We start from the raw sequence: 12,138 nt of genomic DNA, 5'->3' as shown, positions 1-12,138 counted from the left end.
TGAATGTTGCTGGAACGCCACCTTCTTTCAGTCACCCGTCAGAAAATCTCTTTCTGACCAGTGCCTTATTGTTAGTGGTGCCCGGACGCGGAATCGAACCACGGACACGGGGATTTTCAATCCCCTGCTCTACCGACTGAGCTATCCGGGCAACGGGGCGCATTAAACCTTACTCGCGCCGTACCGTCAAACGCTTTTCGGTAAAAATCCGCTGACTGCTGCCTTTTGCAGCAACCGCCGGACCCGATGGTAAAAACCTGCGCAACCGCGTCATTTAGTGGTGGATTTTTAGCCACTCGCGCCGATAACCGTGCTGACATCCCATAACCATAATAAGGTCCACCATGTTCAGCACTATTACATCGGGAATCCTGTCGCGTCTCGCGTGGCAGAAACGCAGTCACAGCAGCGCAACGCTCAGTTCGCTGCAGGAGGCCATCGCCATGGTCGAGTTTACGCCTGATGGTCACATCCTCACCGCTAACGCGCTGTTTCTGGAGCGCATGGGCTACACGCTGGCAGAAATTGTCGGCCAGCATCACAGCCTGTTCTGCACGCCAGATATGGTGCAGTCACCGCAGTATCGCGAGTTCTGGCAGCGTCTGAATCGCGGCGAAGGCTTCAGCGATAAGTTTTTGCGCGTGGCGAAGCACAGCCGTCCGATCTGGCTGGAAGCCAACTACGTACCAGTGCAGGATCGCCACGGCCGGGTGATCAAAATCGTCAAGCTGGCGAGTGATATCACCGCGCGCATCATGGATGCGCAGGAGCAGCGCGCCATGACCGCCGCCATTGAGCGCTCGATGGCGGTGATTGCCTTCAACCTCAAAGGTGAAGTGCTGATGGCCAACGATAACTTCTTTAATACCATGGGCTATCGCGCTGATGAGATCATCGGTCGCCATCACAGCCTGTTCTGTCCGCCCGAAATGCGCACCAGCGAGGCCTATGGTCGCTTCTGGCACAAGCTCAATCAGGGTGAATATATCTCCGGGCAGTTCGAGCGCGTCAATAAGCAGGGCAACACCGTCTGGCTGCGCGCCACCTATAATCCGGTGTTTAACAGCGCCGGCGAGCTGTACAAAGTGGTGAAGTTCGCCACCGACGTTACCGCGCAGGTGGAAAAGAACCAGCTGGAGCGCGAAGCAGCGCAGCAGGCCTGGCAAACCGCGCTGCATACCAGCGAAAGCACACAACAGGGTGCGGCGGTGATTGAGAACAGCGTGCAGAATATCAATGCGCTGGCCAGCGAACTGCACGGTATTTCTGGTGATATCAATGATCTGAGCGACTCTTCTGATCGCATCGGCGCCATCGTGGAGAGTATTCGCCGCATTGCCGATCAAACCAATCTGCTGGCGCTCAATGCGGCAGTGGAAGCCGCGCGCGCCGGTCAGCATGGCCGCAGCTTCGCCGTGGTTGCCAGTGAAGTACGCACCCTTGCGGCGAACATCAATCGCGCCACCAGCGAAATCGAGAATCGGGTGAGGCATAACCACCTGCTGGCGGATAAGGCGCAGAAAGGCATCGCGTCGAACCTGAAACGTGCCGATCAGGGCGTAGTGCTCGCGCAGCAGGCGGGCGGTGTGATTGCCGAAATTCGCGGCAGCTCCAGTGAGGTGGTGCGCGCCATCAGCCACGTCGCCGATACACTAAAAGCCCCGCAGTAAGCGCCGCGTCGCGCGCGGGCCGGCGGTGACATAAAAGTGTCATCGCCGTGCCGTAACCTAAGATTATTCCTAATCAACGCCAGACTCTTTCTCATGCAGCAGCCTGATTTCCGCACCGGGCTTAGCGCCCTGACGGGTCGTGCCCGCGCGCGTTCGCTGTGTATTGCGGTGCCGTTCGTCACGCCAGCGATGGACAACACGGCGGTAATGGCGCTGTTTAGCGAACACAAAGATTTGATTGGCCTGCCGGTGGTGGAAAACGGCACGCCGTTCGGCATGATTAACCGCCACATCTTTCTGTCGCAAATGACGCGCCCGTTCTTCCGCGAGCTGTACGATCGTAAAAGCTGTATCGCCTTTATGGATAAACAACCGCTGGTGATCGATGCCGAAACCGAACTCGATCGGGTCGCGCAGCAGGTGGTCGCCAGCGGGGATAAATCAGTGACCGATGGTTTTATCGTGACTGAACAGGGCCGCTATATTGGCATCGGCCTCGGTATCGACCTGATTCGTACCGTCTCCGATTTGCAGGCGCAGCAGCATCAGCAGATTTTACAGAGCATCGATTACGCGCGGGTGATTCAGGACGCGATGCTGGACCGCTCGCGGCAGCAGATGGCGCAGCAGCTGAGCGACTGGTGCCTGCACTGGCAGCCGCGCGACGGCGTGGGCGGCGACTATTACGCCTTTCACCGCGACGAGCACGGCTGGCTGGCGCTGATTGCCGACTGCACCGGTCACGGCATTCCCGGCGCGTTTATGACGGTGATTTTGCATGCGGCGCTGGAGCGTGCGCTGCAGCACAACCATCGTACGCCGTCTGCCCTGCTGCAGGCGCTTAACCGCCACATCAAACAAACCCTGGGCCAGCTTAACGCCTCGCAACAGACTTCGCTGTCCAACGACGGCTGCGATGCGATTGCGCTGCGGCTGGAGACGGCCAGCCATCAGCTGAGCTGGGCCAGCGCGCGCATGCACGCGGTGCTGCAGCCGGTACAGGGTGAAGCCGCCGCGCTGCAGGCCGATCGCGTCGGCGTTGGCTACACCGATACACCGCACGACTATTGCTGGCCGCAGCAGCAGCGCACACTGCAGCCCGGCGATGTGCTGCTGGTGATGAGCGACGGCGTGACCGATCAACCCGGCGGCGCGCGGCAGATTATGTTCGGTAAAAAGCGGATTCAGACGGTCATTGCACAACATAAAACCCTGCCGATGGCCGAGCTCTCCACGGCGTTTGCGCAGGCATTTCTTCACTGGCAGGGCAACCAGCCGCGGCGCGATGACGTCACCTGGTTTGGCCTGCGTTATTAACGAGCCTCTTATGCATCCAGCTTCCACCGGCACGCACCTGCCGCCCGACAGCGTTGCGCTGCACTATACCGGCTTCTTTTCGCCGCAGAACATCACCGCGATGGGTGAAGTGATCAAAGTGTTTCTGGAAAACCAGCAGGCCCCGCTAAAAGTGCGCCGCCGGCTGTTCTCCAGCTTTGTCGAGATTGTGCAGAACATTCTGCGCTATTCGCAGGACAGCCGTACCCTGAGCCACGCCGAACAGCACTTTCGCTTTGGCACCGTAACGCTGCATGTGGACGGCGATAACTACGTGCTGGAGAGCAGTAATCAGGTCGAACAGGCCGCCTGCGAGCAGCTGCGCGACTGGCTCGATCTGCTGCGTACCATGAGTAACGACGAAATTAAGCAGGCCTACCGTGTCGGTCTGCGCACCGAGAGCCCCGCCACCAGCAAAGGGGCCAATATCGGTTTGCTGACGCTTGCCCGTGATGTCAGTGAGCCGCTGGAGTATGAACTGCGTCCGCTGCCCGCCAGCGGCTACGCCACGTTTTGGCTTAAAGCCACCATTCACCAGGATTGAGGTTGTATGCAAAACCTGATTATCACTGCCACTGAGAGCACGCCCGAAGTGAGTTTTGATTTTGCCACCCGCCAGTTTGCGCTGCGCGGCGAGTCGTGGCCGGAGAACGCGGCGGCGTTTTATCGCCCGCTGCTGGATGCCCTTGAGCAGTGGCAACCCACCGACAACGACGCCGTGGTCGTCACTATCGCGCTGCGCTACTTCAACAGCTCCAGCACCAAAATGCTGTTCAGCCTGTTCGATCAGTTCAACCAGCTGGCGCAGCGCGGTCAGCGCGTCACGCTGAACTGGCTGTTTGATGCGGAAGATGACATCGCGGAAGAGTTTGGTCAGGAACTGGCGCTGGATTTTACCGATCTGCAGGTTAATCTGCAGGCGGAACTGGCGTCATGATGGACCTCAACGAGCTGTTCCGTGAAGAGAGCGAGGTGCTGAATCGCTCACAGCATGTGGCGGCGCAAAACACGCTGAGCGCGCAGGATTACCGCGAGGCGCTGCTGCACCTGAATCGCCACTATCAGCGCCTGATGCGCGAAACCTGGCGGCTCATCTCCCGCAGCGATCGCGCGGAGCGCGAGCTGAACCGCGTGAATGAGCAGTTAAACCAGCTGGCGCAGGAGCTGGAGTACAAAGCCAGCCACGATCCGCTAACGGCGGTGTGGAATCGCGGCGCGATTATTCAGCGCATCAGCCAGACGCTGGAGAGCGGTCCGGCGGCACTGATCATTCTGGATATCGACCACTTCAAGAAGATCAACGACGAATACGGCCATCCGATGGGCGATAAGGTGATTTGCGGACTGGTGACGCGCATTCAGGCGCACTGCCCGGCCGGTGCCAGCATTGGCCGCATCGGCGGCGAAGAGTTTACCGTGTTGCTGCCGCACTATCGTCTGTCCGACGCGGTGATTGTCGCCGGTGCGATCCACGCCTCGCTTAACGCCTCGCCGCTCGCGGTGCTGCCGCAGCAACTGGTGACCGCCAGCCTCGGCGTGAGCTACGGCAAGCCAGGCTCCGATTTTGACACGCTGTACAGCAATGCCGATGCCGCGCTCTACGATGCCAAACACCACGGCCGCAACCGGGTATTTTTCCGCTGATCAGCGCACCTGCGCGGTGCTGGCCGTCTGCATCGGCACGCTGTTATCCGGCGGCGGCAGGAAGATGTGGTCGAGGATATTGCGCATCACCGGCGCGGCCGTAATGCCTTCGTTACCGCCGTTTTCCAGAATCAGCGCCACCGCCACCTGCGGGTTGTTAAACGGCGCAAAGGCGGTATAGAAAATGTGGTCACGCAGGCGCACCGGGATCATTTTCGCATTGTAAGTCTGGTTCTGCTTCAGGCTAAACACCTGCGACGTACCGGACTTGGCGGCGATGCCGTACGGCGCGGTATGGAAATATTTATAACCGGTGCCGTTAGGCGCGTTAGCCATACCAAACATGGCGTGGCGCACCAGCGACCAGTACGGTGATTTCGCATCGCCAATCTGCGGCTGCGGCGCGGTCGGCTGATAAACCTGCTGCCAGGTGCCGCGCTGTGCTTTAGCCAGCAGGTGCGGATTAATCACCCGGCCGTTATTGATCAGCGCCACCATGGCTTTCACCATCTGAATCGGCGTGGCAATCCAGTAGCCCTGGCCGATGCCCACCGACACCGTATCGCCCTGATACCACAAGTGTTTATGCACTTTCTGCTTCCATTCGCGGCTCGGCAGCAGCCCGGCATACTCTTCATTCAAATCGATACCGGTAGGTTTGCCGTAGCCGAACTGGCTGAGCATGCTGTGGATGCGGTCGATGCCCATCATGAACGCCACCTGATAGAAGAAGGTGTCGGCGGACTCTTCAATCGCTTTGGTGACGTCGAGCATGCCGTGGCCGGACTTTTTCCAGTCACGGTATTTGCGATCGGTGCCCGGCAGCGTCCAGGTGGGCGCGCCAAAGAAGGTGGTGCCCGGCGTAATCACTTTGCTCAGCAGCGCCGACATCGCCATGTAGGGTTTTACCGTCGATGCCGGTGGATACAGCCCCTGGGTAACGCGATTGATCAGCGGCAGGTTTTTATCCTGCAGCAGCGTTTTATAGGCTTTGTAGCTGATGCCCTTCACGAACGGGTTGGGATCGTAGCTTGGGCTGGAGACCATCGCCAGCACGCCGCCATCGTGCGGATCCTCAATCAGCACCGCCGCACGCTGCCCGGCCAGCTGGCTCTCCACATACTGCTGCAGATGCAGATCCAGCGTCAGCCAGATGTTTTTGCCCGCCACCGGCGGCACCTCTTTCAGCACGCGCACGATGCGGCCGTGGTTATCCACTTCCACTTCCTGATAGCCGGTCTTGCCGTGCAGCAGGGATTCGTAGTAGCCCTCAATACCCTGCTTGCCGATGTTATGGTCGGCGGCGTAGTTTTCGCCGACGCCCTCGGCATTAAGCCGCTTGTAATCATTGTCGTTAATCTTCGACACGTAGCCGACCACGTGCGCCAGATCGGCGCCGTACGGGTATTCCCGATCCTGATAGGTATCGATGGTGACGCCGGTGAAGCGGAACTGATTGACCGAGAAGCGCGCCACCTCTTCATCGGTGAGCTCGGCTTTTAGCTCCACCGGCTTATAGCGGCTGCTCTGCTTAAGTTCGTGCTCGAATGTGTCGATATCATCCGGTGTCAGATCGACGATGGGCGTCAGCGCTTTCAGCGTCGCCTGCATGTTGTCGATTTTGTACGGCGTGACGAGGATGTCGTACCAGGTGACGTTGCGCACCAGCGGGATGCCGTTGCGATCGAAAATCAATCCGCGCGTTGGCGCGATGGGGATCATTTTGATGTCGTTCTCGTTAGAGCGCGTCTGGTAATAGCTGTGCTGATCCACCTGTAAGCGATACAGGTTGATGCCAAGAATGGTGAAGCAGATAACAACCAGGGCAAACGCCACCAGCGCGCGGCGCACAAACAGTTTCTCTTCGGCTTCGAAATTGCGGAAATTCATCAGGGGCTTAGTCTCTTCATTATCACGCTAATGATAGGGAGAGATCGCCGCAGAGCCAGCAGGAAGATGCACAAGCCTGGGTAAAAGTGTGTCAGATGATGTCGGCGAAGGCACCGTCGTACTTAATGCCAGCCTCAGCCTGAAAGCAATAAGGGATTTAAGACCGGTCTTAGCCGGATTAATTCAAAAGCACCGTTAAGATGATCCTATTGAAGCAAGACACCTTAACGCTTAATGCCTACACGGGAATAATATCTGAAGAACCACAAACTGATATTAAATACCGTCAAGATGGAATGTGAATGATAGCAATGAATATTAAATGCACGCTAATGCTTATTAGCACGCTGACCACTGCACAGGTTTTTGCGGCTCCCGCGATTAATGTCGGCGCACTTAATGAGTTTATAGCTGGCGGTAAAAACACCCTGGCAAAACGTATTCACAATCACGGTGACTCAACGGCGTTTGTGCGTGTCACGGTTGCCGAAATGGTATTTGACCGTGACGGTGAGATAACCGAGCAACCGCTGGACGCAGAGGCGATTGTTAACGGACGCGGCACAGGTTTGCTCTCAACCCCGCCGCGCCTGATTATCCCTGCCGGTGGCATGCAAACCAACCGACTGGTGTTTACCGGTTCGCGCGAGCGTGAACGTTATTACCGGGTGCGCTATATCCCGGTTGTGCCGGAAAATAAGGAAGAATTTGGTCTGGCGACGAAAGAACTGAATGATTACCGCGACAAAATTAACGCGGGCGTAACCGTCTTAAGCGGGTTCGGTACCATTCTGACCGTACAACCAAATAATGTGCAATTCAGCAGCAAAATTGAAGGCGCCGGCCCACAACTGAAAATTACTAATAATGGTAACAGCTCGATCATTATCGATGATTTAAAAACCTGCTCGGTTAAAACCAAACTATGCGGCAACGGCAGCAGTACGCAATTGCGACCAGGTCGTCAGCTGCTGAGAACTGCGCAGCCTGACCAAATCTGGCAATACACTCTGGTTGAGGGTAGTCAGAAAAGCGCCCTGAATACAGGGAAATAGATTTTACACACACGTTCTGGAGAGAACACCAAATGAAACTGAAAAATATTGCTCTGGCCTCTGCTCTGCTGGCCGTTACCTGCGGCGCGATCGCTGCTCCGCAGGTGGATTTCAACGTCGAAGCGGTTATTCCTGATAACAATTTCTACGTCACCCCGTTAAACGGCTGGGATGGCCAGACGCAGAAAATGGGCTGGAACGAGGCAAGCCTTTCACTGAGCGACCTCAACCTGCAAATGAAAATGAAAAATAGCACCGGTGGCATCAAAGCCTACCTGAACGGCCAGCCAGCGCTGACCTCTTCAGCCAGTGCAGATGTCATTGATCTGGATATCAAAATTGCTGGTAAGCCACTCCCACTTACTGCTGCTGCTGCGGTAGAGCTGTACACCGCGACGGAAGCCGCCGTGGAGAAAACCGCCACTATGACCGTGAGCCAGAAAACCAAAGGTGCGCGTCCGGCGGCAGGGACCTACATGGGCGCCGTCACCATGATTTTTGACACTGTACCTAAACCATAATGTCGCCACTGGCATAACGTTTGAAAAGCATAAAGAGAGGGAGACCTCTCTTTATTTTTCTGATGGTTAAATGGATCTGTATCCCATGTCACGCACTCATTTTCTGCCTGCGATCAGCCTGCTTACGCTCGCGATAGGCCTGGCAACCCAGGCACAGCAAACTACCCCAACGCTGAGGGAACAGGCTGCTGCTATGCCTCAGGAATTTCGTGCGCATTTTTTTGACACGCCGCTCTCAGCACGAGTGATGCTGGACGGTAAAGTGTTGGGCGATGCCATGATCACGCTGTCGGAAGATGAGCAGGTGCGCATCATCAATTTTACCGATGCTACAGACAGCCAGTTCAGTGAAAGCGAGCGCCAGCGCTGGCTGCAAATTTTCACCGCGCCGCAGAAAATCGCCACCTGCGAAATCGCGTGTAACCATGGGCTGATGGCCATCAGCTATCACCTCAATGATTCCCGTCTGGTGCTAATTACCGCTCAGGCGGACCAAAACAGTGATGACCAGTGGTACAGCCTGCCAGAAAAAAATGCTGCCAGCCTGATTATGAATAATCAGCTCAATGCGACTGCCGGGCAAAACCAGGCGTCAGCCTTGAGCTGGAACGGCGGCCTTGACGCGGCAATAGCGAAATGGACACTCAGCAGCCAGTTGCAACTGGATCGCAGCAGCCAGGATGATGCGCCAATGCGCCATGCGGTAACCGCCTTCTATGCCCAGCGCGAATTTCGCCGTAATGTCCTGCGTACCGGTTTATTTACGCCAGACAGCGTTAGCCTCGGTTTAGTGCGTCAGCCTTCTCTGCCTGCGGGCGGGCTCAATACCGTGGCCGGTGTCATGTACGGCAGTAGCGAGACGCTAATGAAAGACAACGGTTCGGCAAGCCTGTACCCGGTCTATGTGACGGCCAACCGCGAAGGGATTGCGGAGATTTACCGTAACGGCACACTACTGAATACCCAGCCAGTGGAACCTGGTCTGCAAACGCTGGATACCACCTCGTTACCCATGGGTATCTATGAAGTCGAGATTCGTATCATTGAAGACGGACGTGAAACCAGCCGTAGTACAGAAACCATCAATAAACCCACGCACTGGCGCAACCCCGCGGAACGTCTGCGCTATAACGTGTTTGTAGGCCAGCAGCAGACATTGTGGAACAGCGATAAAACGACACAGCAGAAAAAAGTGGCGGGCGGCGTAAGTCTTAACTATCTGTTACACCCCCGAGCCACGGCCGGTGTGGCACTGCAACAGATAGGCAATGCGCGCAAAAGTGCCGTTTCGCTGGACTGGCAGCCACATAATGCTCTGCAGCTTTATAGCAATGCCTGGCGCGACGATCATAACGGATATGGGCTGGACCTGCAGGCTGCCTGGACGCAACAGCAGGCAACGGTGGCGCTGAACCATAACCGCAGCTGGTATCGCCGCCAGCAGAGTGAGTCAGGTTATTCGCCTTACCGCCGCAACGACTACAGCACCAGCCTGGCCGCGGCCTGGCGCCTGAATAATGAAAACAGCCTGACAGGCCGTATTGCCCATCACAGCCGCGGTGGCACACCGGGCGTTGATTTAGGCTTTAGCACCCGCACCACACTGGGCGATACCACGGTGAACTGGCGTTTGTCAGGTTTTGATCGCCCTTATCGTGAAACAAACCATACACGCAATCGCGGAATTACCCTGAGCGCCAGCTTCCCGCTGGGCGGAACGCGGCGCAACGCCAACGTCAGCATCGGCAGCCGCAACGACACCAACGGCACGCGCGATCTTTACACCTCCGCCTCCCTGAATCAGGAGTGGGCAGAGAACAGTGTGATTCGCAGCACCAGCGCGACGCTCACGGCAGATAAACATGGCGCCGGGGCCAGCACCTATAACCGCTTTGTTTCATCGCTGGCAGAAGGAAGCTTCTGGGCGCAAAGCGCGACACTCAACAGACAGCTGTCTGGCGGTATCAATACCGGCAGTGTGATCGCGATAGCCGGCGGCAAAGGCGTGATGACGCAACAGGCGGCTTACCAGGAAGCCGCCGGGCTGATTGTTGATGTGAAATCTGATGATCCGCAGGCACAGCTGGTTGCCCTGCACCAGAGCGGCTCAACGCCACTGAAAGCGGGACGGAATTTTATTCCGGTAGACGCGTGGCGTCCTGGCACCGTTCAGCTTGATTTCCCTGGCAGCGACGCACCGGCACTGAAAATTCAGCCGGAGTACATTGATTATCACCAGATCCGCGGTGGCGTCAGCACTCATGAAGTGCGGGTGATGAAAACCGTGACGGTAGTGGGCCGTCTGGTCGACCGCAACGGCAAAGCGCTGGATGGCGCTTATGTCGTCAACCACGCAGGCCGTACCTTAACTGACAGTAACGGGCTGTTTACCCTGGAGCTGCACGAGCGCAACCCGGTGGTGAGTATTGAACACCGTTCTGGCGTGCAGTGTGAAATTCATCTGAACCCGGCGGCGCAGAAACAACAGGAGATGATTTTTGCTGGCAATATTTCCTGCGGCGAGACGGCACTGACTGCAATGCAGAATGAAGCAGAGGAGAAAAACCACTAATGATTAGATTTCCGGTTAAAAATTTCTTATTTTACTCGTTAAGCATTTGTATCTTACTAATGCTCATAAGTGTTGCTCATGCACGAGATTTACTGCTCACAGCGGAATTTATCGCCGATATAAACAAGCCCAATAATAATAAATTTACAAATACAACACCAGTAAATTCAGAGTGTCAACGCTATTGCAGGCCAGGTGAATCTATGATTCAAATCCCTGGCTTTAATCCTTATAAAGACCTTGATACTTATGCAGAGCCTAATGAGGATCATTTTTTTGCATCCATTGATGGGGAATTTAAAGAAATAGAGCTGATAAAACATGATAATCCTAATATAAAAACGAAAGCCAGATTTCGCTTATCAAATATTGGGATTATCTATAAGAGGCTAAATAATGAGGACGGAGACCTCAGACAAGCGGCATGGACTATTCATCACCCAGTAGGAGGCTGTACAAACTTTAGAGCTGAATCTACACCTGATTATGTTATTTCTGGTTGGCGCCTCCCGGAAAAAATGCTTAGTTGTTATACAAGGCTGAATCAAGCGTCCCCTTTTAAAGGTAAGGTCCAGGTGGAGAGCTTTTCTTTGGGATATTACCTCGAACTACCAAACCCACTAATATTAGTCAGTGGCGATTATGATGGTGAGATAACCTATAAAATTTCAAATAAGCAAGAAAATAAAGCCATAGGTATTGGTAATGCAGACTACAACGGTGAAACTGAAATAAGATTTATACTTAAAGCCACCGTAAAACACGCCTTCCACTATCGCTTTGCCCCCGGCAGTGAAAATGTGCGTCTGGCAGCAAAAGGCGGCTGGCACCAGTGGGTTAACGGAGGTCGCACGCCAGACGAACTAAGTAAAGAGGTACCTTTTACCCTCGCCTCCAGCAGCAGTTTTCAGATATGGATGCAGTGCGAATTCCCGCAGGGCAATGCCTGCGGCCTGCAAAATACCCGGACCGGTGCCAGCGTACCGCTGGATGTGCTGCTGACGCTGCCAGGATTTACTCAGGGAGGAAAACTGCTTATCGCGACTCCATTGGATACGCGCAGCGAAGGGCATACCATCGACCCGCCTTCGGAATACATTACCTTACGACGCGCGAAACTGGATTTTCGCGTACGCCGCACTGCGGTGGAGAAGATGGTAAAAGAGCCGGGCTCGACCTGGCGCGGTACGGTGACATTGGTCATTGATAGCCAGATGGATTGAGGTGGTAGCAGGGCTGGAGGCAACTTTATTGCTCAAGTAGTCATGGATATTTACTGATGCCCTCACCCCGCCCCTCTCCCACCGGGAGAGGGAGTTGAACGTGCGGCTTGTGGTTTCCGCCCTTTTCGGGAGAAATCGTTGACCGCGCGGCTTGCGCTCTCCAGCGAGAAGGCATTAACCGTTGCTCGATCGTCCCCTCTCCCGCGCGCAAGCATTAACCGTTGCTCG

Annotated in this window: 10 protein-coding genes and 1 tRNA gene; 9 read left to right on the top strand and 2 right to left on the bottom strand. The window is 55.7% G+C overall.

The genetic code is table 11. The annotated features are described in order from the left end of the window. Window positions 1–75: 75 nt before the first annotated feature. Window positions 76–151 (bottom strand) — tRNA-Phe (locus H7K56_RS14005). 193 nt (window positions 152–344) lie between these two features. On the opposite strand from H7K56_RS14005, the gene H7K56_RS14000 reads away from it, so the two are divergent. The 5 genes from H7K56_RS14000 to H7K56_RS13980 all read left to right on the top strand — a co-directional run bounded on the left by H7K56_RS14000 (window position 345) and on the right by H7K56_RS13980 (window position 4,649). Beyond that, window positions 345–1,670 carry a methyl-accepting chemotaxis protein gene (locus H7K56_RS14000; RefSeq protein ID WP_150361222.1) on the top strand — a complete coding sequence of 442 codons (1,326 nt, stop codon included), beginning with the start codon at window positions 345–347 and terminating at the stop codon, window positions 1,668–1,670. A 93-nt stretch (window positions 1,671–1,763) separates the two neighbouring features. Beyond that, on the top strand, window positions 1,764–2,987 hold the full coding sequence (locus tag H7K56_RS13995; protein ID WP_141496221.1) for a SpoIIE family protein phosphatase: 1,224 nt from the start codon (window positions 1,764–1,766) through the stop codon (window positions 2,985–2,987). 10 nt (window positions 2,988–2,997) lie between these two features. Beyond that, complete coding sequence (locus tag H7K56_RS13990) at window positions 2,998–3,549, top strand: SiaB family protein kinase (protein ID WP_058774864.1); 552 nt, start codon at window positions 2,998–3,000, stop codon at window positions 3,547–3,549. Between the two features lie 6 nt (window positions 3,550–3,555). Next, window positions 3,556–3,942, top strand: a complete 387-nt coding sequence (locus H7K56_RS13985; RefSeq protein WP_104188050.1) for a DUF1987 domain-containing protein — start codon at window positions 3,556–3,558, stop codon at window positions 3,940–3,942. Beyond that, on the top strand, window positions 3,939–4,649 hold the full coding sequence (locus tag H7K56_RS13980) for a GGDEF domain-containing protein (protein ID WP_021507652.1): 711 nt from the start codon (window positions 3,939–3,941) through the stop codon (window positions 4,647–4,649). The genes H7K56_RS13985 and H7K56_RS13980 overlap by 4 nt, the downstream gene beginning before the upstream one ends. On the opposite strand, the gene mrdA2 is transcribed toward H7K56_RS13980, so the two are convergent. Next, window positions 4,650–6,539: a peptidoglycan DD-transpeptidase MrdA2 gene (gene mrdA2, locus H7K56_RS13975; RefSeq protein ID WP_150361220.1), complete on the bottom strand. Its 1,890-nt coding sequence runs from the start codon at window positions 6,537–6,539 to the stop codon at window positions 4,650–4,652. It abuts the gene before it with no gap. 302 nt (window positions 6,540–6,841) lie between these two features. Between mrdA2 and H7K56_RS13970 the strand changes: the two genes are divergently transcribed. The 4 genes from H7K56_RS13970 to H7K56_RS13955 all read left to right on the top strand — a co-directional run bounded on the left by H7K56_RS13970 (window position 6,842) and on the right by H7K56_RS13955 (window position 11,910). Beyond that, window positions 6,842–7,594, top strand: coding sequence for a hypothetical protein (locus H7K56_RS13970; RefSeq protein ID WP_249042736.1), 753 nt, complete (start codon window positions 6,842–6,844; stop codon window positions 7,592–7,594). Between the two features lie 32 nt (window positions 7,595–7,626). Then, window positions 7,627–8,115, top strand: a complete 489-nt coding sequence (locus H7K56_RS13965) for a CS1 type fimbrial major subunit (RefSeq protein ID WP_150361218.1) — start codon at window positions 7,627–7,629, stop codon at window positions 8,113–8,115. A 193-nt stretch (window positions 8,116–8,308) separates the two neighbouring features. Beyond that, window positions 8,309–10,687 carry a TcfC E-set like domain-containing protein gene (locus tag H7K56_RS13960; RefSeq protein ID WP_249042735.1) on the top strand — a complete coding sequence of 793 codons (2,379 nt, stop codon included), beginning with the start codon at window positions 8,309–8,311 and terminating at the stop codon, window positions 10,685–10,687. After that, on the top strand, window positions 10,687–11,910 hold the full coding sequence (locus tag H7K56_RS13955) for a hypothetical protein (protein ID WP_150361214.1): 1,224 nt from the start codon (window positions 10,687–10,689) through the stop codon (window positions 11,908–11,910). Before H7K56_RS13960 ends, H7K56_RS13955 begins: the two co-directional genes overlap by 1 nt. The last annotated feature ends 228 nt before the right edge of the window (window positions 11,911–12,138 follow it).

Source organism: Pantoea dispersa, assembly GCF_014155765.1.
In the GTDB taxonomy this organism is placed as follows: Bacteria; Pseudomonadota; Gammaproteobacteria; order Enterobacterales; family Enterobacteriaceae; genus Pantoea; species Pantoea dispersa.
Note: the sequence above shows the minus strand (reverse complement) of the source record. Positions and strands in the feature narration are given on the sequence as shown.

Coding starts and splice junctions, on each gene's coding strand:
- H7K56_RS14000 (WP_150361222.1), top strand. CDS start 345: ATGTTCAGCACTATTACATCGGGAATCCTGTCGCGTCTCGCGTGGCAG.
- H7K56_RS13995 (WP_141496221.1), top strand. CDS start 1,764: ATGCAGCAGCCTGATTTCCGCACCGGGCTTAGCGCCCTGACGGGTCGT.
- H7K56_RS13990 (WP_058774864.1), top strand. CDS start 2,998: ATGCATCCAGCTTCCACCGGCACGCACCTGCCGCCCGACAGCGTTGCG.
- H7K56_RS13985 (WP_104188050.1), top strand. CDS start 3,556: ATGCAAAACCTGATTATCACTGCCACTGAGAGCACGCCCGAAGTGAGT.
- H7K56_RS13980 (WP_021507652.1), top strand. CDS start 3,939: ATGATGGACCTCAACGAGCTGTTCCGTGAAGAGAGCGAGGTGCTGAAT.
- mrdA2 (WP_150361220.1), bottom strand. CDS start 6,539: ATGAATTTCCGCAATTTCGAAGCCGAAGAGAAACTGTTTGTGCGCCGC.
- H7K56_RS13970 (WP_249042736.1), top strand. CDS start 6,842: ATGATAGCAATGAATATTAAATGCACGCTAATGCTTATTAGCACGCTG.
- H7K56_RS13965 (WP_150361218.1), top strand. CDS start 7,627: ATGAAACTGAAAAATATTGCTCTGGCCTCTGCTCTGCTGGCCGTTACC.
- H7K56_RS13960 (WP_249042735.1), top strand. CDS start 8,309: ATGCCTCAGGAATTTCGTGCGCATTTTTTTGACACGCCGCTCTCAGCA.
- H7K56_RS13955 (WP_150361214.1), top strand. CDS start 10,687: ATGATTAGATTTCCGGTTAAAAATTTCTTATTTTACTCGTTAAGCATT.